This window comes from Burkholderia sp. BE17, assembly GCF_009362305.1.
GTDB classification, from domain to species: domain Bacteria; phylum Pseudomonadota; class Gammaproteobacteria; order Burkholderiales; family Burkholderiaceae; genus Burkholderia; species Burkholderia pyrrocinia_C.
Window position 1 is genome coordinate 307,072 of the sequence record NZ_WHNU01000001.1, and the last position, 21,547, is coordinate 328,618.

22 protein-coding genes are annotated in these 21,547 nt (G+C 67.5%); 6 read left to right on the forward strand and 16 right to left on the reverse strand.

Annotated features, from left to right (window positions below):
- Positions 1-5 precede the first annotated feature (5 nt).
- The 12 genes from GD429_RS01415 to GD429_RS01470 all read right to left on the reverse strand — a co-directional run bounded on the left by GD429_RS01415 (position 6) and on the right by GD429_RS01470 (position 9,657).
- On the reverse strand, positions 6-1,058 hold the full coding sequence (locus tag GD429_RS01415) for a MucB/RseB C-terminal domain-containing protein (RefSeq protein WP_152855352.1): 1,053 nt from the start codon (positions 1,056-1,058) through the stop codon (positions 6-8).
- Between the two features lie 5 nt (positions 1,059-1,063).
- Positions 1,064-1,681 (reverse strand): sigma-E factor negative regulatory protein, encoded by a 618-nt coding sequence (locus GD429_RS01420; protein ID WP_152855353.1) that lies wholly within the window; start codon positions 1,679-1,681, stop codon positions 1,064-1,066.
- A gap of 86 nt (positions 1,682-1,767) precedes the next feature.
- Positions 1,768-2,367, reverse strand: coding sequence for an RNA polymerase sigma factor RpoE (gene rpoE / locus GD429_RS01425; RefSeq protein ID WP_034183098.1), 600 nt, complete (start codon positions 2,365-2,367; stop codon positions 1,768-1,770).
- A 91-nt stretch (positions 2,368-2,458) separates the two neighbouring features.
- Positions 2,459-2,923: a protein YgfX gene (locus tag GD429_RS01430; protein WP_152855354.1), complete on the reverse strand. Its 465-nt coding sequence runs from the start codon at positions 2,921-2,923 to the stop codon at positions 2,459-2,461.
- A gap of 11 nt (positions 2,924-2,934) precedes the next feature.
- Positions 2,935-4,167: a beta-ketoacyl-ACP synthase II gene (fabF, locus tag GD429_RS01435; protein ID WP_174417696.1), complete on the reverse strand. Its 1,233-nt coding sequence runs from the start codon at positions 4,165-4,167 to the stop codon at positions 2,935-2,937.
- Positions 4,168-4,331: 164 nt separating this feature from the next.
- Positions 4,332-4,571 (reverse strand): acyl carrier protein, encoded by a 240-nt coding sequence (gene acpP, locus GD429_RS01440; RefSeq protein WP_004197638.1) that lies wholly within the window; start codon positions 4,569-4,571, stop codon positions 4,332-4,334.
- A 144-nt stretch (positions 4,572-4,715) separates the two neighbouring features.
- Positions 4,716-5,465: a 3-oxoacyl-ACP reductase FabG gene (gene fabG / locus GD429_RS01445; RefSeq protein ID WP_152855356.1), complete on the reverse strand. Its 750-nt coding sequence runs from the start codon at positions 5,463-5,465 to the stop codon at positions 4,716-4,718.
- A 36-nt stretch (positions 5,466-5,501) separates the two neighbouring features.
- Positions 5,502-6,434, reverse strand: a complete 933-nt coding sequence (gene fabD, locus GD429_RS01450) for an ACP S-malonyltransferase (protein WP_152855357.1) — start codon at positions 6,432-6,434, stop codon at positions 5,502-5,504.
- Positions 6,435-6,517: 83 nt separating this feature from the next.
- Positions 6,518-7,507, reverse strand: a complete 990-nt coding sequence (locus GD429_RS01455; RefSeq protein ID WP_047900176.1) for a beta-ketoacyl-ACP synthase III — start codon at positions 7,505-7,507, stop codon at positions 6,518-6,520.
- Positions 7,508-8,614 carry a phosphate acyltransferase PlsX gene (gene plsX / locus GD429_RS01460; RefSeq protein ID WP_152855358.1) on the reverse strand — a complete coding sequence of 369 codons (1,107 nt, stop codon included), beginning with the start codon at positions 8,612-8,614 and terminating at the stop codon, positions 7,508-7,510. It lies immediately after the preceding gene.
- A gap of 129 nt (positions 8,615-8,743) precedes the next feature.
- Complete coding sequence (rpmF, locus tag GD429_RS01465; protein ID WP_006051932.1) at positions 8,744-8,923, reverse strand: 50S ribosomal protein L32; 180 nt, start codon at positions 8,921-8,923, stop codon at positions 8,744-8,746.
- Between the two features lie 98 nt (positions 8,924-9,021).
- The gene (locus GD429_RS01470) at positions 9,022-9,657 is read right to left on the reverse strand and encodes a DUF177 domain-containing protein (protein WP_152855359.1); all 636 of its coding nucleotides are present in this window, start codon (positions 9,655-9,657) and stop codon (positions 9,022-9,024) included.
- Positions 9,658-9,876: 219 nt separating this feature from the next.
- Here GD429_RS01470 and GD429_RS01475 point away from each other — a divergent pair, with 219 nt between their 5' ends.
- Both GD429_RS01475 and GD429_RS01480 read left to right on the forward strand, forming a co-directional pair.
- Positions 9,877-10,509, forward strand: a complete 633-nt coding sequence (locus GD429_RS01475; RefSeq protein ID WP_152855360.1) for a Maf-like protein — start codon at positions 9,877-9,879, stop codon at positions 10,507-10,509.
- Positions 10,506-11,228, forward strand: coding sequence for an SAM-dependent methyltransferase (locus GD429_RS01480; RefSeq protein ID WP_152855361.1), 723 nt, complete (start codon positions 10,506-10,508; stop codon positions 11,226-11,228). Before GD429_RS01475 ends, GD429_RS01480 begins: the two co-directional genes overlap by 4 nt.
- 64 nt (positions 11,229-11,292) lie before the next feature.
- Here GD429_RS01480 and GD429_RS01485 read toward each other — a convergent pair whose 3' ends face one another.
- The 4 genes from GD429_RS01485 to GD429_RS01500 are packed head-to-tail and all read right to left on the reverse strand — an operon-like array spanning position 11,293 to position 14,365.
- Complete coding sequence (locus GD429_RS01485; protein WP_152855362.1) at positions 11,293-12,285, reverse strand: S49 family peptidase; 993 nt, start codon at positions 12,283-12,285, stop codon at positions 11,293-11,295.
- 12 nt (positions 12,286-12,297) lie between these two features.
- Complete coding sequence (locus GD429_RS01490; RefSeq protein ID WP_152855363.1) at positions 12,298-12,699, reverse strand: Rieske (2Fe-2S) protein; 402 nt, start codon at positions 12,697-12,699, stop codon at positions 12,298-12,300.
- Positions 12,696-13,355, reverse strand: coding sequence for an HAD-IA family hydrolase (locus GD429_RS01495; RefSeq protein WP_152855364.1), 660 nt, complete (start codon positions 13,353-13,355; stop codon positions 12,696-12,698). The genes GD429_RS01490 and GD429_RS01495 overlap by 4 nt, the downstream gene beginning before the upstream one ends.
- Before the next feature lie 5 nt (positions 13,356-13,360).
- The gene (locus tag GD429_RS01500) at positions 13,361-14,365 is read right to left on the reverse strand and encodes an RluA family pseudouridine synthase (protein ID WP_152855365.1); all 1,005 of its coding nucleotides are present in this window, start codon (positions 14,363-14,365) and stop codon (positions 13,361-13,363) included.
- A 723-nt stretch (positions 14,366-15,088) separates the two neighbouring features.
- Between GD429_RS01500 and GD429_RS01505 the strand changes: the two genes are divergently transcribed.
- The 4 genes from GD429_RS01505 (at position 15,089) to glp (ending at position 21,526) form a co-directional block, all read left to right on the forward strand.
- Positions 15,089-18,226: an Rne/Rng family ribonuclease gene (locus GD429_RS01505; protein WP_152855366.1), complete on the forward strand. Its 3,138-nt coding sequence runs from the start codon at positions 15,089-15,091 to the stop codon at positions 18,224-18,226.
- A gap of 131 nt (positions 18,227-18,357) precedes the next feature.
- Positions 18,358-19,470 carry a GTP 3',8-cyclase MoaA gene (gene moaA, locus GD429_RS01510; protein WP_152855367.1) on the forward strand — a complete coding sequence of 371 codons (1,113 nt, stop codon included), beginning with the start codon at positions 18,358-18,360 and terminating at the stop codon, positions 19,468-19,470.
- Between the two features lie 28 nt (positions 19,471-19,498).
- Positions 19,499-20,116 (forward strand): molybdenum cofactor guanylyltransferase MobA, encoded by a 618-nt coding sequence (gene mobA, locus GD429_RS01515; RefSeq protein ID WP_152855368.1) that lies wholly within the window; start codon positions 19,499-19,501, stop codon positions 20,114-20,116.
- Between the two features lie 111 nt (positions 20,117-20,227).
- Entirely contained in the window at positions 20,228-21,526 is a 1,299-nt protein-coding gene (gene glp / locus GD429_RS01520; RefSeq protein ID WP_152855369.1) for a gephyrin-like molybdotransferase Glp, read from the forward strand.
- Positions 21,527-21,547: the final 21 nt, after the last annotated feature.

The window sequence follows — 21,547 nt, forward strand, 5'->3', positions numbered from 1 at the left end:
TAGCGTTACTTGGAAGCCTTGTATTCTATGGCAGACGCGAACTGCTGCAACGTAGCCGGCGGCACTTCGCCGAGCACGGTGATCCAGTAGTCGCCGCGACGCTTCACGAGGACGTGCGTCGCACCGGTGCTGCCCGCGCCTTCCTTGCGCGTATTCTTTTCGGCCGGCTCGATGAAAACGGAGATCGTCGCGAGACCGTCGGTGAAGACGGCCTGATCGACCGGAATCGGCGGATCGCCCGCATCGCGCGCAGCCATCGGCCGGCGCACTTCGCGGATCTTCTGGAAACCGGCGACGCTCGGCGCGAGCTGCCAGCCAGCCGCCTCCATGTCGACCGTCGCGACCGGCGGACGCACGACGGTCCAGCCGCTCAGGTTGCGCATGCCGGCCGCGATCGCGGCCTTGTCGCCGCTCGCACCGCCCGTCTGCAGTTGCGAGAACGCAATCTGTTCGAGCACGTGATCGTTCGCATCGAGCGTCTGCGAACGCAGCAGCAGCCCCGTGCGCGCGTCGGCCCAAAGCTTGTACGTGAAACGGTAGGCATCCTTCGGCACGAGCTCGACGACCTGCGCGTCGATCCCGGCCACGCGATCCTTGCCGAGCGACTTCGCGTCGTAGACGGACATCACGTGTTCGCCGCTCGCGCCGAGCAGCGCGGGGAACGAGTCGCGCGTCTGACGGCGCTCGACCACGCACAGCTTGCGCTCGGGCACGAACGTGTACAGCTCGTCGTTATGCCGCAGCAGCTTGCGCGGCTTGCCGTCGAGCGTCTCGATCCGCTCGAACTCGCCGTCGCGGGACGCGACGTGCGCGATGCGCGACGACTGCACATACCCGCCGCGCTGGTAGACGAACGTGCCCTCGTAGCTCTGCTGCTGCGCCGCCTGCTGGACGCGGTCGAGCCAGTCCGCGGCGCCCTTGCGGGTCGCGACGGGATCGTCCGGTTGCTGAGCGCTGGCAGGAAGGGATTGAACGGACAACAGGGCGGCTGCGCAAAGCAGGAGGGCCGGCAGCCGCTTCCATCCGGAGATGGCGTGATTCAACTGCAATGTCCGCATCGGGTTTATTGGCCTGGCGTGGTGGTCACGGCAGCGCGGATCAGCGGCATCGAACCCGTGACGACGGGCTGCTGCGCGAATTGCTGGTGCGCTTCAAGGTATTGGTCGAGACTGGCGTCGCGAATGATGTTGACGTCCTGCAGCCCCGGCTGGGCCGACGCCTGCGCGACCGTCACGCGCTGCAGGTTGCCGCTTTGCGGCGCACCGACCGACGCGACCTGGACGGCGCCCGGCGTGCCGGCCGTCTGTAGTTGCGGAACGACGATCCACGTCAGCGTGGCCGCGGCGGCGGCCACCGCGAACGCGGGCACGACGCGCCGGCGCAGCGACAGCAGCTTGCGCGCGACCGGCGCGGCCGCCGGCGCGAGCAGGTGCGGCTCGCTCTCGAGCGCGGCCGACATGCGCGCGGTGAACGCGACGCTCAGCGCGGGCGACAACGCGAGCTCGTCCGAGCGCAGCGCATCGCCGATCAGGTGGTAGTGGGCCCACGCAGCGCGATCCGCGCGGTCGAGCTCAGCCAGAAACTGCCCGTGATCCGGGCCATCGAACATTTCGCCGTCGACCAGCGCGGAAAGGCGCTCGCCGCGCGAGCACGCGTGCGACTGCGTATTGACCGAACCCATGATGCTCCCCATCTTGCACACCCCGTCGTGACTTCACGACTCTATCCGTAACTAGACCCCGACCCGCGTCGCTCCGCCTGTCGCGCTTACCAGCGCTTGCCTTCGGGCGTATCGAGCAGCGGACGCAATTTGGCAGCGATTGCCTCGCGAGCACGGAAGATCCGCGACCGGACCGTCCCGATCGGACAGCCCATCATTTCCGCGATCTCTTCGTAGCTCAGGCCCTCGATCTCGCGCAGCGTAATCGCCTGGCGCAGTTCCTCGGGCAAGGCGGCCATTGCTGCGTTGACCGTCTCGGCAATCTGCTTGCTCATCAACATCGACTCAGGCGTGTTGATATCCCTTAGTTGGTCTGCGTCGGAGAAAGTTTCCGCTTCCTCCGCATCGGCCTCGGTCGAGGTCGGTGCGCGGCGACCCTGCGTCGCAAGGTAGTTCTTCGCCGTATTGACGGCAATCCGGTACAACCACGTGTAGAACGCGGACTCGCCGCGAAATTGCGGCAGCGCACGATACGCCTTGATGAACGCGTCCTGGGCTACATCCTCGACCTCGGCGGGATCCCGCACGAGGCGCGAGATCAGCCGAATGATCTTGCGGTGGTATTTGGAGACCAGGAGTTCGAACGCTGCCTTGTCGCCCTTCTGTACGCGCTCGACCAGAACCTGATCAATTTCTTTTTCACTCACCTGACAAATCCATTAACTAGGGATGCAACGCGGAGCGCTATTGTAGCGTTCCCGCGCCGGCCGCTGGTTACGGTCGGTAACCGCGCCGCCGTCATGCCCGCCCCGCCGCGCCCGCGGTTCTCGCCAGCACGGACAGCGCGCTGAACGACGCGGCGTCGAGCGCATCGGCCGGAATCAGCAGCGGCCTGGCCCGCCGGGCGCCTTGCCCGACCGACAGCACGAGCAACAGGCTGCTCCAGTGCGCATGGCCCGTCACACGGCCGCGGGCCAGCAGCCGCCCGGTGCGGCCAAACGCCGCAACTTCCCCGAACGCGTCGATCTGCAGCTCGGCCGGCAGCCGGCGGGCGCAGGCCCGCGCGGCGCACACGGCCAGCAGCGCGGCCGTCGCGGCCGACACGCATGCGCCGGCGGCTGCGCCCGCGCGCGGCGCCCAGAACAGGTATACCGACGCGGCAGCCGACGCGACGAACGCGGCCAGCACGACATACGACACGGCCGAGGCCCGCAACGCAAAGCGCTGCGGACGCCCGGCCGGAGCATCGAATGGACTCGTCAAGCGATTCAGCGTCAAACGCGCTTGAACACCAGCGTGCCGTTGGTACCGCCGAAGCCGAAGTTGTTCTTCACGGCCACGTCGATCTTCATGTCACGCGCGGTGTTCGCGCAGTAATCGAGATCGCACTCGGGGTCCTGGTTGAAGATGTTGATGGTCGGCGGCGACACGTTGTTGTGCAGCGCCAGCACCGTGAACACCGACTCGAGGCCGCCCGCGCCACCCAGCAGGTGGCCCGTCATCGACTTCGTCGAGTTCACGACGAGCTTGTACGCGTGCTCGCCGAACGCCGCCTTCACCGCGTCGGACTCGTTCTTGTCGCCCAGCGGCGTCGACGTGCCGTGCGCGTTCAGGTACTGGACCTCGTCCGCGTTCACGCCGGCATCGCGCAGCGCCGCGACCATGCAGCGGCGCGGGCCGTCCATGTTCGGCGCGGTCATGTGGTACGCGTCGCCGGTCATGCCGAAGCCCGAGACTTCCGCGTAGATCTTCGCGCCGCGCGCCTTCGCCGCCTCGTACTCTTCCAGCACCATCACGCCAGCGCCCTCGCCCAGCACGAAGCCGTCGCGATCCTTGTCCCACGGACGGGACGCGGTGGCCGGATCGTCGTTGCGGGTCGACAGCGCGCGCGCGGCCGCGAAACCGCCGATACCGAGCGGCGATACCGTCGATTCGGCACCGCCCGCGACCATCACGTCCGCGTCGCCGGCCTGGATCAGGCGTGCCGCGAGGCCGATGCTGTGCAGGCCGGTCGTGCAGGCCGTCACGGCCGCGAGGTTCGGGCCCTTCAGGCCGAACATGATGCTCAGGTGACCCGAGATCATGTTGATGATCGAACCCGGCACGAAGAACGGCGAAATCCGGCGCGCGCCGCGATCCACGTAGGTCTGGTGCGTGTCTTCGATCATCGGCAGGCCGCCGATGCCGGAACCGACCAGCACGCCGATGCGTTCCGCATTGGCTTCGGTCACTTCCAGCCCGCTGTCCTTGACGGCCTGGACGCCGGCGGCGATGCCGTAATGGATGAACGTATCCATGTTGCGGGCTTCCTTCGCCGGGATGTACTCCTCGGCGCTGAAACCCTTCACCTCGCCCGCGAAATGCACGGCGAGATTCGACGGATCGAACTTCGTGACGGTGGCGATACCGGACTTGCCGGCGACGAGATTGGCCCAGCCGTCGGCAACATTATTGCCAACAGGCGAAATCAGCCCCAGGCCTGTAACGACAACACGACGGCGGCTCACGGTAACCTCTTTTCCATTATTGGATGACAAAAACAAAAGCCACAGTGGCCACAGGAACCAGCCCTGCGAGCCCTGTGGCTGTTAGTCCGTCCGGCGCGAAGCCGGCAGAATGGCGCGTCAATCGCGAAGATCGCGGCGACGTGGCGGACAAGCGCGAAAGGCGCTTACGCCTTGACGTTTGCGCGAGCGTAGTCGATCGCTTGCTGAACGGTCGTGATCTTCTCTGCTTCTTCGTCCGGGATTTCCATGCCGAACTCGTCTTCGAGAGCCATCACCAGTTCGACCGTGTCGAGCGAGTCGGCACCCAGATCGTTCACGAACGAAGCTTCGTTCTTGATCTCGGCTTCCGCGACGCCCAGTTGTTCAGCGACGATCTTCTTGACACGTTGTTCGATGTTGTCCATTACCCCTCCGAGGGAAAGTTCAGATTTACAAGTGCGCGCATTTTATCAGGTTTGCTGACGCCAAAACGCGCGTTGGCTTGATGGCCGATCAAGCGCCGATCCGCCTGAAAAACGGGATACGGCGCGGATAGTAAACGAAAATCGTTACGACATGTACATGCCGCCGTTCACGTGCAGCGTCGTGCCGGTGATGTAACCGGCCTGCGGCGATGCGAGGAACGCGACGGCATGGGCGATGTCTTCCGGGCTGCCGAGGCGGCCGAGCGGAATCTGGGTCTTGAGCGCGGCCTGCTGTTCTTCCGGCAGCGTCTTCGTCATGTCGGTGTCGATGAAGCCCGGCGCGACGCAGTTCACGGTGATGCCGCGGCTGCCGATTTCGCGCGCAAGCGCACGCGTCATGCCCGCGACGCCGGCCTTCGCGGCCGCGTAGTTGACCTGACCCGGGTTGCCGGCCGAGCCGACCACCGACGTGATGTTGATGATACGTCCGCCGCGCGCCTTCATCATCGGGCGCAGCACCGCGCGCGACAGGCGGAACACCGACTTCATGTTGGTGTCGATCACCGCGTCCCAGTCCTCGTCCTTCATCCGCATCGCGAGCTGGTCCTGCGTGATGCCCGCGTTGTTGACGAGCACGTTCAGCGCGCCGAATTCCTTCACGGTCGCGTCGATCAGTGCCTCGGCGGCCGCCGCGTCGTTGACGTTCAGCACCGCGCCGCGGCCCGTGACGCCCGCTTCCGCGAACGCCGCGGTGATCGCGGCAGCGCCCGATTCGCTCGTCGCCGTGCCGATCACCGTCGCGCCCAGGCGCGCGAGTTCGAGCGCGATCGAGCGGCCGATACCGCGCGACGCGCCGGTCACGATCGCAACCTGTTTATCGAGAGTCTTTTCCATGAATCGAATATCCGTCTCTTGAGAAAAGGCGCCGCGTCAGGCGGTCACCAGCTTGAGCGCTTCGTCGAGCGACGCCGGATCGAACACCGACGCACCCGTCAGGTTGCCGTCGATGCGCTTCGTCAGGCCGGCGAGCACCTTGCCCGGACCGCATTCGATCACGTGCGTGACGCCCGTGCCGGCAACGTGCTGCACGCATTCGACCCAACGCACCGGGCCCGCGGCCTGGCGCACCAGCGCGTCCTTGATCGCGGCCGGATCGCTGACCACGGCGACGTCGATGTTGTTGACGACCGGAATCTGCGGCGCCTTCACGTCGACGTTCACGAGATAGTCGCGCAACTGGTCCGATGCCGGCTTGAGCAGCGACGAATGAAACGGTGCCGACACGGGCAGCGGCAGCGCGCGTTTCGCGCCCTTCGCCTTCGCGATCTCGCACGCCTTCTCGACGGCGGCCTTGTTGCCTGCAATCACGACCTGCGCAGGCGCATTGAAGTTCACCGCTTCGACGACGCCCGCTTCCGCGGCTTCGGCGCACACCGCGCGCACCGTGTCGTCGTCGAGGCCCAGGATCGCGGCCATGCCGCCCTGGCCGACCGGCACGGCCGTCTGCATCGCCTGCGCGCGGAAGCGCACGAGCGGCACTGCGTCCTTGAACGCGAGCGCGCCCGCCGCGACGAGCGCCGTGTATTCACCGAGGCTGTGGCCGGCGACGATCGACGGCGCCGGGCCGCCCGCCTGCTGCCACGCGCGATAGCACGCGTACGCGGCGGTCAGCATCACGGGCTGCGTGTTGGTGGTCAGATTCAGCTCTTCGGCCGGGCCTTCGGCGATCAGCTTGCCGAGATCCTGATTGAGTGCATCGGAGGCCTCCCGGAGCGTCTCGCGCACGACGGCCAGATCGGCGAATGCGTTGAGCATGCCGACCGCCTGCGAGCCCTGCCCCGGAAAAACGAATGCAAATTTCATATCGTCCCCAATTGAATCGATTCGGACGGCGCGCACGAACGGCGCGCCGATGGGATCCGCGCGCAGCAGTCGCGCGCCGCGGATCAGAAGCGGAAGACCGACGCGCCCCAGGTAAAGCCGCCGCCCACACCTTCGATCAGCACGTGCTGGCCGCGCTGGATGCGGCCGTCGCGCACCGCGGTGTCGAACGCCAGCGGGATCGACGCGGCCGACGTGTTGCCGTGCTGGTCGACCGTCACGACCATGCGCTCCTGCGGCAGGCCGAGCTTGCGGCAGGTGCTGGTCATGATGCGGATGTTGGCCTGGTGCGGAATCAGCCAGTCGATTTGTTCGGGCGCGAGATTCGCCTTTGCAAGCGCCTCGATCGCAACCTTCTCGAGCACGTTGACCGCGAGCTTGAACACGGCCTGCCCATCCATGTACAGGAATGCACTGCCCTCGATCACGCCGCGATTCACGTTGCCCGGCGTGCAGAGGATGTGCGAATAGCTGCCGTCCGCGTGCAGCGCGCTGCCGAGTACGCCCGGCTCTTCCGACGCGGAAAGGATCACCGCGCCCGCGCCGTCACCGAACAGCACGCAGGTCGTACGGTCCTTGAAGTCGAGAATGCGCGAGAACGTCTCCGCGCCGACCACGAGCGCCGTGCGGTGCTGGCCGCTGCGGATGAAGCTGTCGGCCGTCGCCATCGCGTACGCAAAGCCCGAACACACGGCCTGCACGTCGAATGCCGCGCCGCCGTTCTTGATCCCGAGCTTGTTCTGCAGCAGGCACGCGGTGCTCGGGAACACGAAATCGGGGGTCGAAGTCGCGACGATGATCAGGTCGATCGACTGCGGATCGATACCGGCCATTTCGATCGCACGACGCGACGCCTCGAGCGCGAGGTCGCTCGTCGTGACGTCCGGTGCGGCGAAATGGCGCGCATGGATACCCGTGCGCGCAACGATCCATTCATCGCTCGTCTCGATGCCTTCCTTCGCGAGACGATCGGTCAACTGCTGGTTCGTGACGCGGTCGGGCGGCAGATAGCTGCCCGTGCCGAGCACGCGGGAATAGAGAGTCGATTGGGCCATTTAAGCTTTAGAAGATTGCGCAGCGGAAGGTTCGGCGTGATGGCCTGCGGCCGGGCTTGCATGGCCCGCGCCGCCCGCGTCGTGTTCGCCGTCGCCGAGCGACGCCGAATTGTCCGCCATCGCGCGCGTAAGGCGCTCCAGCACGCCGTTTTTGACGGCATCATACCCGCGTTTGATCGCCCACTCAAACGCGTAGGCATCGGCCGAACCGTGGCTCTTGATCACGAGGCTCTTCAGCCCCAGCAGCGCCGCACCGTTGTACTGGCGGTGGTCGACGCGCTTCTTGAAACGCATCAGGACAGGCAGCGCGAGCAGCGCCATCAACCTCGACATCAGCGAACGGCCGAACTCCTCGCGGATGATGTTGGACAGCATCTGCGCGAGCCCCTCGGACGTCTTCAGCGCGACGTTGCCGACGAAGCCGTCGCACACGATCACGTCGACGGTGCCCTTGTAGATGTCGTTGCCTTCCACGTTACCACGGAAATTCAGCGTGCTGGCGCGCAGCAGCTCGCCTGCGCGCTTGATCGTGTCGTTGCCCTTGATGACCTCTTCGCCGATGTTCAGCAGGCCGATCGTCGGCCGCTCCTTGCCTTCGAGCGCGGCCACCAGCGCGTGCCCCATCTCCGCGAACTGCAGCAGGTGCTGCGGCTCGCAGTCGACGTTCGCGCCGAGGTCCAGCATCATCGTGTAGCCGGTCGGGTTCGGCAGCGCCGACGCGATCGCGGGCCGCTCGATGCCGGGCAGCGTCTTGAGTACGTAACGGGAGACGGCCATCAGCGCGCCGGTATTGCCGGCGGAGATGCAGGCCTGCGCGGCGCCTTCCTTGACGTGGTTGAGCGCGACGCGCATCGAAGAATCTTTCTTCTTGCGCAGCGCCACCTCGACAGGGTCGTCCATCGCCACGACTTCGGTGGCGGGCACGATGGTCAGCGCGGGATCGTCGAGGGCTTTCAGCTTCTTGAGCTGAGCGCGGATCGCGCCTTCGATGCCGACGAGCATCAGGTGCGCATCGGGATGCGCGCGGACGAACTTGACTGCCGCGGGAACGGTCACGGACGGGCCGTGGTCGCCTCCCATGCAATCGATTGTGAGCTTTACGGTCATGGAATGCGACGAATTTCAGGCACAAAAAAGCGGCAGTTGAATGCCGCCTTTTTGTTGCGCCAGGAAAGTGTCAAGCGAACCAGTTGTCACGCGAACGGCGAACGTAGCGCGCAACGCGTGACTTGACGCTTAGTCGTTCTTCGTCTTGACGACTTTCTTGCCGCGATAGTAGCCGTTCGGGCTGACGTGGTGACGCAGGTGCACTTCACCCGTGCTCGGCTCGACTGCCAGCGGCGCTGCCGTCAGGAAATCGTGCGAACGATGCATGCCGCGCTTCGACGGCGACTTCTTGTTTTGCTGGACTGCCATGACTAACTCCTAAATAATTTTCCGGATTCTAACACAGCCCGATCCGGCGCTTAACTACCCTGGCCCAAAGCCCTTACGCCTTCCCGCGCCACAACTGCTTAGTGTTTCTTGGTGCCGTCACCGTCCTTCTTCAGCGCTTGCAGCGCTGCAAACGGATTCGGCCGTTTGCCTTCGTCCCCGGCTTCCTCGGACTCTTCGCCCGCCTCTTCCTCAGGACCGCTCGCACCCGACACGAGGCTTTCGTGAACTGCCGGGCAAACCTCGTGCTTGGGCACGAGCGGCAACGAAAGCAGCAACTCCTCTTCGATCAAGTCGACGAGATCGAACTGGCGCGAGCCCACGATCACATCGGCTTCATCGTCGTCGAGCGGAAATTCTTCAGCTTCTTCTTCGGTCGCGACGACGCGGTACACCATGTCGACGCCGAACGTCTGGTCGTACGGGGTCATGCAGCGCTGGCACGTGAGCCATGCCTGGCCATGCACCGCGAGGCGCAGATACGGCTGCTGCCCATCGGCTCCGTCGTCCTGCAATTCCTTCTGCGTGAACCCTTCCGCCTGCCACGTGAAGACCGTGTCGCGATCTGGCGCGTCCGCCGGCACTTCGTTTAACATGCGCGGCAGTTGCGAGAGGCGCACCGCCCCTGCCGCCTGCCGCCCGCTGCGGGCGAACTCGAACAGGTCGACTGCGTGCGGATCAAGCGGCGCCGCAGGTTTGCCAGAAGAAGTGTTCATGTGCGCTCCTGCCTACAGGCTGACTTGCGGATCCGGCTTGGCGCCGCCCACTCACGTACGGGTACGTACTTTACTTCCGAAGACCCGACAGGCGCCACCACGGAAGCCTGCCGACGAAAAGCGGGAAAGCATACCTGTTTTACCTTTTGCGGTCAATCACTTAAGCTTGCGTCCGCGCAACGCCGCGCAACACCTGACGACTCACCGATCCAACCGACCATGCCGGATACCGTTTGCCGCCCGCCGCGGCTGATTCTTGCCTCCAGTTCCCGCTACCGCCGCGCGCTCCTCGAGCGCCTCGGCGTGCCGTTCGACGTCGTGTCGCCCGACCTCGACGAAACGACGCTCGACGGCGAAACCCCGGCCGCGACCGCCCTGCGCCTCGCCGCCGCGAAAGCGCGCGCCGTCGCCGCGACGATCGACGCGCCGGACGGCGTGCTCGTGATCGGGTCGGACCAGGTCGCGACCTTCGACGGGCTCCAGATCGGCAAGCCCGGCACGCATGAGCGCGCACTCGCGCAACTCGTGTCGATGCAGGGCCGCGAAGTCGAATTCCACAGCGCACTCTGCCTGTACGATAGCCGCACGGGCGAAGCGCAGGTCGAGGACATCGTCACGCGCGTACGCTTCCGCTCGCTGCCCGAGGCCGAACTCGACGCGTACCTGCGCGCGGAAACTCCGTACGACGTCGCCGGCAGCGCGAAATCCGAAGGGCTCGGCATCGCGCTGCTCGATGCGATCGACTCCGACGATCCGACCGCGCTCGTCGGCCTGCCGCTGATCGCGCTCACGCAGATGCTGCGCGCCGCCGAATATCCGCTGTTTGCAACCACCCGCGGAGACCGCGCATGACGGCCGGTACGCTCTATCTCGTCCCGAACACGCTCGGCGAAGGCGACGAATCGATGCTCGCCGCCGTGCTGCCCGCGGCCGTGCAGGCACGGGCCGGCACGCTCGGCTATTACATCGGCGAGAACGCGAAGACGACGCGCGCCTTTCTGAAGAAGATCGGCACGACGCGCCCGATCCAGGAAATCGAGATCCGCGAGTTGAACGTCAATACGCCTGCCGGACAAATCGACCGGCTCCTCGCGCCCGTGCTGGCCGGCGCGAATGCCGGCCTCGTGTCCGAGGCCGGCTGCCCGGCCGTCGCCGATCCCGGCGCATTGCTGGTACGCCGCGCGCACGAGCGCGGCGTGAAGGTCGTGCCGCTCGTCGGACCGAGTTCGATCCTGCTCGCGCTGATGGCGTCGGGCCTGAACGGGCAGAGCTTCGCGTTCAACGGCTACCTGCCGGTCGATGCGGCCGCGCGCGCGAAACGCCTGCGCGAACTCGAGCAGTTGTCGCGCAAGGCGCGCCAGACGCAGATCTTCATCGAGACGCCGTACCGGAATCACGCGATGCTCGACACGCTGATTGCGACCTGCGCGCCGTCGACGCAGATCTGTGTCGCCGCCGACCTGACCCTCGCGACCGAGACGATCGCAAGCCGCACCGTGGCGGACTGGAAAAAGGCGCCTGCGCCGAATCTGCACAAGCGCCCCGCGATCTTCCTGCTGCTCGCGAACTGAAGCCGCGGCCGGCGGCCGGCCAGCGGGCCCTCGCGGCCCGCCGGACGCCCGTCGCCCGCGCCGGTCAGCGCAGGCTGAACGACGCGCCGCCGGCCGTCAGCGCCTTCATCGCGGCGCCGCCGACGGCCGCGCCGAACTTGCGCGCGACACGGTTCGTCAGGCTTTCCTTCACCGTATAGTCGACGAGATCGGGCGCCTTCAGCACGTCGCGCGCGACCGTGTCGGTCGTGCCGTAGCCGTCGGCAAGCCCGAGCTCGATGCTCTTCTCGCCGGTCCAGAACAGGCCGGAGAACATGTCGGGCGTCTCATGCAGCCGCTTGCCGCGGCCCTCCTTCACGGCCTTGATGAACTGCGCGTGCACCTGGTCGAGCAGCGCCTGCGCATGTGCGTCCATCTTCGGCGTCTCCGGCGAGAACGGATCGTAGAAACCCTTGTTTTCGCCTGACGTGTGCAGGCGCCGATCGACACCGAGCTTGCCCATCAGCCCGGTGAAGCCGAAACCGTCCATCAGCACGCCGATCGACCCGACGATGCTCGCCTTGTCGACGAAAATCTTGTCGGCCGCGGCCGCGATGTAATAGCCGCCCGATGCGCACATGTCGGTCACGACGACGTACAGCGGCTTGTCCGGGTGCTTCGCGCGCAGCCGCCGGATCTCGTCGTAGACCATGCCGGCCTGCACCGGGCTGCCGCCCGGGCTGTTGATCCGCAGCACGACGCCGGCCGTGCCGTCGTCGTCGAACGCGGCGTCGAGCGCCGTGTTGATGTCTTCGGCGTTCGCATTGACGCCGGCCGCGATCTCGCCGTCGATCGTCACGAGCGCCGTATGCCGCCCGCTCGTCGAGAATTTCGAATCGCTCGAAAAATCGATCAGCGCGAACGCGAGCAGCACGAACACGCCAAGGAACGCGAAGCGGAAGAAAATCTTCCAGCGCCGCGCCGCGCGCTGTTCCTTCACGGCCGCAAGCGCGATCCGCTCGAGCGCCGCGCGCTCCCAGTTCGGTTCACGGCTGTCGGGACGGGAGGAGGAATCGGGGGAATTCGGTTGGTCGGCCATGCAGTATTGTCGTCAATCGTTCGTGGCGGGAGCGGCAGGACGCAGGTCGGCGTCGGGCACCCAGAATACCGCACGCCCGTCGGGCGTGTCGCGTTCGTCGACCTCGACCGGCCGCAGGCGGCCGCCGCGGCACGGCCCGCCGACGCACTTGCCGGTATCCGGCGCGTAGATCGCGCCGTGCGTCGCGCACATCAGGTACAGGCCCGACGACTCGAAGAACTGCCCTTCGGACCAGTCGAGCTCCATCGGCACGTGCGCGCAGCGATTCAGGTAGCCGTAGGCGCGACCGTCGTAGCGCACGAAGAATACGACGGCCTGCTCGCCGCGCAGCGTCGCGTCGACCCGCACGCCGGCGCCGCCGTCGGCCAGCGCGTCCGATGCGCACACGCGCACGGCGTCCTGCGCCGCGCTCATGCGTGCTCCCGCAGCCACGCGGCCAACGCGTCGACGTCCGGCGCAACGAAGCGCGGCGCGAGCGCAGCCAGCGCATCGGCCGTGTGCGCGCCGTATGCGACGCCAACGCCCGCCGCTCCGGCGCTCGCGGCCATCTGCAGGTCGTGCGTCGTGTCGCCGATCATCACGGTGCGCGACAGGTCCTGCCCCAATTCCCGGGACAGCTCGTGCAGCATCGCCGGATGCGGCTTCGAGAACGTCTCGTCCGCACAGCGCGTCGCGTCGAACACACTCGTCAGCTTCGACTGGTCAAGCACGCGATTCAGCCCGACCCGACCCTTGCCTGTTGCAACGGCCAGCAGGTAGCCCGTATCGCGCAACTCGGCGAGCAGTTCGCGCACGCCGGCGAACAACTCGATGCGCTGGTCGTCGAGCAGATAGTGATAGCGGTAGCGCTCGGCCAGCCGCGGATAGTCGGATGGATTGAGGGTCGGAGCGGTAATCTGCAGCGCGTCGCGCAAGCCGAGGCCGATCACGTAGCGCGACGCCTCGACGGACGGCGTGGGCAAGCCGAGATCGCGGCATGCGGCCTGGATGCTGTGCACGATATGCGCAGTCGAATCCATCAGCGTGCCGTCCCAGTCGAAGACGATCAGGTCAAATTGCTGTCGTGCCATGCGGTTCAGGCGGTATCGCGCAGTGCGCTGAGTTGGTCGAGGAAGCGCCGGCATTCGTCCGGCAGCGGCGCATCGAACTGCAGCGCCTCGCCGGTCAGCGGATGGTTGAGCCGCAGCCGGTGCGCGTGCAGGAACATCCGTTTCAACGCCGGCTGCGCGTTCGCGCGCGCCAGCGCCTTGTTCAGTGCGAAATCGCCATACTTGGCGTCGCCGGCGATCGGCAGGCCGAGATGCGCGAGGTGCACACGAATCTGATGGGTCCGACCCGTTTTGAGTTCCGCTTCGACGAGCGCGTAGTCGGGCCAGCGGTCGACGAGGTTGAACACCGTATGCGACGGCAGCCCGTCGTCCTGCACGCGCACGCGGCGCTCCCCTTCCGGGGTCGAATACTTGAACAGCGGCGCCTTCACCGCGCGGCGGCGCCCCCAGTCGGGCTGCCATTCGCCGTGGACACACGCGAAATAGCGTTTGTCCATCCGGTTCTCGCGGATCTGCTCGTGCAGGCCCACGAGCGCCGTGCGCTTCTTCGCGAGCATCAGGATCCCGGACGTCTCGCGGTCGAGCCGGTGCACGAGTTCGAGGAACTTCGCGCGCGGGTGCGCCTGGCGCATCTGCTCGATCACGCCGAACGCGACGCCGCTGCCGCCGTGTACCGCAACGCCGGCCGGCTTGTCGATGACCAGCATCGCGTCATCCTCGTACAGCACGTCGAAATTCGCGGGCGGCACGATCGGCGTGTCGGCGCGCGCGAGGTCCGCCGCCGCCACGCGCACGGGCGGCACGCGGACGATGTCGCCAAGCGCTAGGCGGTACTGCGCGTCGATCCGGCCCTTGTTCACGCGCACTTCGCCGCTGCGGAGGATCCGGTAAATATGGCTTTTCGGCACGCCTTTACAGACGCGCAACAGGAAGTTGTCGATCCGCTGACCGACCGAGTTTTCGTCGATCTCGATCATCGATACCTGGCCGCTTGCGACCGAATTCTGGGATATTTTGCCTAACTCATTCATACTGAATATAATTTTGCCCAGCCTGACGTTGAGGGTGGCCTGACCGGCCGGCCCCGACCGAGTCGGGCAAGGCGCAAGCGGAAACCGTTATTTTACTTGCGCCGGGGGTCCGCTGCTCGCCCCTAATCAAAGAGATGCAGCAAGTTGCACGCACGGCGCCGCCCGTCGGCAAGGATCGCGCCCACAGGCGGATTCGGTCGGCAAGGCGCCGCGGTAACGGAAAGTTGGTTGAAAAGAATTTGATCGGCAGCCCGACGGCGCGAAGTGCGTCCGCAGGCTGCCGGTTGCGAATATTACGGCGTTGCGCCCGATTTGGCCCCGCGAAGCGTGCGGGGCTTGGCGACGTCAAACCAGGGAAGTACACCCCAAGCGGGAAAGTCGGGCTGGATTCGATACTCCCCGCTGCGGCCCAAGCCGCAGCATCTGCCGCCCGTCGGCGCGCGCGACGCATTGCGCGCGCCCGTGGCAATGCCCGGACTCAGGCTTAGCGCGCTTTTTTGCAGCGTGCGGTGTGTGAACGCCGTGCTTTGAAGCCGTATTCGCAGGTGCCCTACGGCCGCCGGCCCTGTCTATCGGGCCCAAGCGCCTCTTCAGGCAATTCTCCCCGCCATCGTTCCCGCTCCAGCGTGCTCGTGACAACACAACAAGGTGCGGCCTGCCGTCGTTCCCGCTCTCGCGACTGACAACCGCGAAGCGCCGGCGCGGAGCCGCCTGGAGTCGTTCATGAAACGCATGCTGTTCAATGCGACGCAGCAGGAGGAGCTGCGCGTCGCCATCGTCGATGGGCAAAAGCTCATCGACATCGACATCGAGACAGCCGGGCGCGAACAGCGCAAAGGCAATATCTACAAGGGTGTCATCACCCGCATCGAGCCGTCGCTCGAAGCGTGTTTCGTCAACTATGGCGAAGACCGCCACGGCTTCCTGCCGTTCAAGGAAGTCGCCCGCCAGTACTTCAAGGAAGGCATCGACATGCGCTCCGCGCGCATCCAGGATGCCCTGCGCGAAGGCCAGGAGCTGATCGTCCAGGTCGAGAAGGAAGAGCGTGGCAACAAGGGCGCCGCCCTCACGACCTTCATCTCGCTCGCCGGCCGCTACCTGGTGCTGATGCCGAACAATCCGCGCGGCGGTGGTGTGTCGCGCCGGATCGAGGGCGACGAGCGCCAGGAACTGCGCGAGACGATGGCGCAACTGCAGATTCCGGACGGCATGAGCATGATCGCCCGTACCGCGGGCATCGGCCGCAGCGCCGAGGAACTGCAGTGGGACCTGAACTACCTGCTGCAACTGTGGCGCGCGATCGAAGCGGCGTCGCAAAGCGGCAACTCCGGCCAGCCGATGCTGATCTACCTGGAATCGAGCCTCGTGATCCGCGCGATCCGGGACTATTTCCAGCCCGATATCGGCGAAATCCTGATCGACACGACCGAGATCCACGATCAGGCCCGTGCGTTCATGGACATCGTGATGCCGGACAACGTGTCGAAGGTGAAGCGTTACCACGACGACGTGCCGCTGTTCTCCCGCTTTCAGATCGAGCACCAGATCGAAACGGCCTACTCGCGCACGGTGCCGCTGCCGTCCGGCGGCGCGATCGTGATCGACCACACCGAAGCGCTCGTCGCGATCGACGTGAACTCGGCGCGCGCGACCAAGGGCGCGGACATCGAGGAAACGGCAACCCGCACCAACCTCGAAGCGGCCGACGAAGTCGCCCGCCAGCTCCGCCTGCGCGACCTCGGCGGCCTGATCGTGATCGATTTCATCGACATGGAATCGGCGAAGAGCCAGCGCGAAGTCGAGCAGCGCCTGAAAGACGCGCTCAAGCATGACCGTGCGCGCGTGCAGATGGGCAAGATCTCCCGCTTCGGCCTGATGGAGCTGTCGCGCCAGCGCCTGCGCCCGGCCCTGTCGGAAGGCAGCCACGTGACCTGCCCGCGCTGTAACGGCACCGGTCACATCCGCGACACCGAATCGTCCGCGCTGCAGGTCCTGCGGATCATTCAGGAAGAGGCGATGAAGGAAAACACCGCGGCGATCCACTGCCAGGTGCCGGTCGAGGTGACCGCCTTCCTGCTCAACGAAAAGCGTCAGGAAATCAACAAGATCGAGTCGCGCTTCAAGGTCGGCATCGTGCTGATCCCGAACAAGCACCTCGATACGCCGCACTACAAGCTCGAGCGCCTGCGCCACGACGACGCGCGCCTCGACGATCCGCGCGCGTCCTGGAAGATGGCCGAGGAAGCTGCCCGCGAACTCGAGTCGGAAACCGGCTACAGCAAGCGCACGGCAGAAGTGAAGCCGAAGCAGGAAGCCGCGGTCAAGGGCATCACGCCCGAGCGCCCGGCCCCGAGCCCGGCGCCGCAGCGCCCGGTCGAGCCCGTTCCGGCCCCGGCACCTGTCGCCGCGGCAAGCGGTGGCTTCATCGGCTGGCTGAAGGGCCTGTTCGGCATGTCGCCGGCTCCGGCCCCCGCACCGGTTGCTCCGGCACCGACGAAGGAACAGGCGGCCCGCCCGGCTCGCGAGCGTACCGAGAAGACCGAGCAGCGCGGCGGCGATCGCAACCGCAACCGTCGCGGCGGCGCCCAGCAGGCGCAAGGCGGCCGCGACCAGGCAGCAGCAGGCCGCGGCCAGCCGCAACGCCAGGAGCGCGAAGGCAAGGAAGTGCGCGAACCGCGTGAAGGCCGTGAGCCGCGTGAAGGTCGCGAAATCCGTGAAGGTCGTGAGGGCCGCGAAGGTCGCGAGGGCCGTGGCCAGCGCGAAGGTCGCGAACCGCGCGAGCCGCGTGAAAGCCGTGAGCCGCGTGAACCGCGCGAGAACCGCGAACCGCGCGAGCGCGCCGAGCAGCCGGAAGGCGTCGACGCAGCCGGCCGTGGCGAGCGCCAGGAACGCGGTGAGCGTCGCGAGCGCGGCGAACGCCGCAAGCCGACCCAGCATGCGGCCACGCTCGAGACCGTCACCCGTGGCGAAAACCATCCGGAACCGGACGCCGACAAGGCCGCTGCGGAAGCCCTGCCCGGCGCCGAGCTGGCAGCCGATGCGGAAGCCGGCGCGCGTGACGGCGAGGAACGTCGCCGTCGCCGTCGCGGCCGCCGCGGCGGTCGTCGCGAGCGCGACGAAGACGGCGCAGTCGTCGACCAGGCCGAACAAGGCCCGGATGGCGAAGCCGCAGCGCAAACCGTGACGCCGCAAGCACCGGCCGCTGCCGAATCGGCCCACACGGCCGCACCGGCAGTCGTCGCGGCCGTCGCCGCGGCAAGCGCCGTCGCCGTCGAGGCGTCCGTCGAGCAGCCTGCCGCACCGGCCGCTGTCGAAGCTCAGCCGGCACCGGCACACGTCGAAGCGGCTCCGGCCGCTCCGGTCGAGCCCGCGGTCGCCGTCGCGGCAGCAGCAGAACCGGCACCGGTCGCACCGGCTGTCGACACGGAAGCCGGTCCGGCTCCGGTCACGGTTTCGCCGACCGACGCGTTCGAAGTGCCGGCAGTACCGGCAGCGGCCCCGGCCGCTGTCGAGGCGCCGCAGCCCGCGCCCGTCGAGCAGGCCGCACCGGCCGTGACGACCGAAGCCGCTCCGGTGGCTATCGAGCCGGCACGTGTCGAAGCGGCACCGGTCGAGGCCGTTGCAGCACCGGCACCGGCTCCTGCCCCCGCCCAACCGGCAGCCGCGCCCGCTTCGGCGAGCCTGGATGTCGTGCTGGAGCAGGCCGGTCTCGTCTGGGTGAACACGGACGCAGACAAGTTCGCCGCTGCACAGGAAGCCGCGTCGCGCCTCCCGCGTCCGGCCCGCGTGCCGCGCGAACGCAAGGTGCTGCCGCCGGCCGATACGGCCCCGATGCAGCAGGTCGAAACGACGCACCACTAATCGGCGCATCGCCCGACCAGGAAAAGCCCGCCTCCGGCGGGCTTTTTCGCGTCCGCACCGCGGGTTTCCGCCCACCGGCCCGGTCGGCCGCTTGCGGCTAAAATACAGGTCTGGCTCGCACTTCTTTCAACATGTCCCGACGCATCATTCCTCTTGCCGACGTCAGCGGGGTGCCGGACGTCTCCGGCGTCGCGCACGCCCCCGACGGCACGCTGGCCGACACGCTCGCCAGGCCGCTGCGCGACCTGCGCATCTCGGTGACGGACCGCTGCAATTTCCGCTGCGTGTACTGCATGCCGCGCGCGGTCTTCGACAAGAACTACCCGTTCCTGCCGCACAGCGCGCTGCTCACGCACGAAGAAATCGAACGCGTGGCGCGGCTCTTTGTCGCACACGGCGTCGAGAAGATCCGCATCACGGGCGGCGAGCCGCTGCTGCGCAAGAACCTCGAATTCCTGATCGAGCGCCTCGCGCGCCTGACAACGCATGACGGACGCCCGCTCGACCTGACGCTGACGACCAACGGCTCGCTGCTCGCACGCAAGGCGCGCGCGCTGAAGGACGCCGGGCTCACGCGCGTGACGGTCAGCCTCGACGCGCTCGACGATACGCTGTTCAAGCGCATGAACGACGCCGAGTTCGCGAGCGCCGACGTGCTCGACGGCATCTTCGCGGCCCAGGCCGCGGGCCTCGCGCCGGTCAAGGTCAACATGGTCGTGAAGCGCGGTACCAACGACAGCGAGATCCTGCCGATGGCCGAGCGTTTCCGCGGCACCGGCGTGATCCTGCGCTTCATCGAATACATGGACGTCGGCACGTCGAACGGCTGGAACATGACCGAGGTGCTGCCGTCGGCGGACGTCGTTGCACGGATCGCCGAACATTTCCCGCTCGTGCCGCTCGACGCGCACACGGCGGCCGAAACCGCGCAGCGCTGGGGCTATGCGGACGGCGGCGGCGAGATCGGCGTGATCTCGAGCGTCACGCAGGCCTTCTGCGGGGACTGCTCGCGCGCGCGGCTGTCGACCGAGGGCAAGCTGTACCTGTGCCTGTTCGCGTCGACGGGCCACGACCTGCGCGCGCTCGTGCGCGGCGGTGCAAGCGACGCCGAGATCGCGACCGCGATCGCCCGCATCTGGCAGGCGCGCACCGACCGCTATTCGCAACTGCGCGGCAGCGCGTCGGCCGAAGCCTCGCCCGACGGCGCCGGCAAGCGCGTCGAAATGTCGTATATCGGCGGCTGACGCACGCCACCCATTCCACCCGCGCACGATGCCCGTTTCCGCCTCTCCTTCGATCGCCGGCCTGCTGCTCGCGGGCGGCCGCGCCACGCGCATGGACGGCGTCGACAAGGGCCTGCAACTGCTCGACGGTACGCCGCTCGCGCTGCACGTGCTGCGCCGGCTGTCGCCGCAGGTCGACGAGATGCTGATCAGCGCGAATCGCCACGCCGATCGTTATGCGGAGCTCGGTGCGCCGTTCGACGCGCGAATCGTCGCGGACGAAACGCCCGATTTCCCCGGCCCGCTAGCGGGCCTGCTCGCCGGCATGCGGGCGGCGCGCGCGCCGCTCGTCGTGTGCTCGCCGTGCGATACGCCGTTTCTGCCCGCCGACCTCGTCACGCGGCTGCACGAGGCGCTCGATGCGCAGCAGGCCGACATCGCGATGGCTGTAACCGTCGACGCGCAGCAGGCGCGCTCGCCGCAGCCGACGTTCGCGCTGCTGCGCACGGCGCTGGCCGACGATCTCGCCGCCCGGCTCGCGGCAGGCGACCGCAAGGTGCGTGCGTGGTACGCACGCCACAAGACGGTCGAAGTCGAGTTTCGCGACGAGCGTGCGTTTTACAATGCCAACTCCTGGCAGGAACTCGCCGCGCTGGCCCGTCGCTGACGGCCCCGCGCCGCTCCCGCCCGGCGCCCGCCGCACGCGAAACCCGCGCCCACGCACCCTCCTCGCGCCACCGGCCACAAACCCGATACGCCTCGCGGCGCAGTCCGACTGATGATCACGCAATCCTCGCCCGCCTCCCGAACCGCACCCGACTCCGATGCCACGCTGTCGCTTGCCGACGCGCAGGCGCTCGCGTGCCGCTTCGTGGTGCCCGTCGACGCGTGCGACACGGTGGCGCTGCGCGACGCGCTCGACCGCGTGCTTGCGGCCGACGTAAGCGCGCCGTTCGACATTCCGGCGTACGACAACTCGGCGATGGACGGCTATGCGTTCGACGGCGGCGCCGGCGCGCCCGCGTCGCCGACCGGGGACATCGCGCTGACGGTCGCCGGCACCGCGTTCGCGGGCCATCCGTTCGACGGCGCCGTGGCGGCCGGTTCATGCGTGCGCATCATGACGGGCGCGCCGATGCCGGCCGGATGCGATACGGTGATTCCGCAGGAACGCGTGCACGTCGACGGCGACGCGATCCGCTTCGCCGCGCACGACGTCGCGCGCGGCGCGAACTGCCGCAAGGCCGGCGAGGATCTCGCGCGCGGCGCCTGTGCGCTCGCCGCAGGCCGCATCCTGCGGCCGTCCGATCTCGGCCTGCTCGCGTCGTTCGGCCTCACCGACGTCACGGTGCGCCGGCGCGTGCGCGTCGCCGTGTTCTCGACCGGCGACGAACTGCGCGAGCCCGGCGAACCGCTCGGCCGCGGCGCGCTGTACGACAGCAATCGCGGGATGCTGATCGCGATGCTCGAAAGGCTGCACGTCGACGCGATCGATCTCGGGATCGTCCGCGACGACCCGGCCGCGCTCGAAGCCGCGTTGCACGACGCCGTCGCCGCGCAGGCCGACGCGGTGATCACGTCGGGCGGCGTATCGGTCGGCGAAGCCGACTTCACGCGCGACGTGATGGCGCGGCTCGGCGACGTCACGTTCGCGAGCCTCGCACTGCGGCCCGGCCGGCCGCTCGCGTGCGGCACGCTCGCACGAGCGGCCGACGGCGCCGGTCACGCACTGTTCTTCGGGCTGCCCGGCAATCCGGTCGCGTCCGCCGTAACGTTCTACGCGATCGTGCGCCCCGCGCTGCTGACGCTGGCCGGCGCGCAGACGCCGCCGCCGGCAATGTACACGGCGCTCAGCACGCATGCGCTGAAGACGCGTCCGGGCCGCACCGAATACCTGCGCGGCGTCGCGACGCGCGCCGCCGACGGCCGCTGGCACGTCGCGCCGGCCGGTTCGCAGAGTTCCGCATCGCTGAGCGGCCTCGCGGCCGCCAACTGTTTCATCGTCCTGGGCCACGATACCGCGGCAGTCGACGCGGGCACCCCGGTCGACATCCTGCCGCTCGACGGCCTGATCTGAATTCCACTATCGGTATATCTC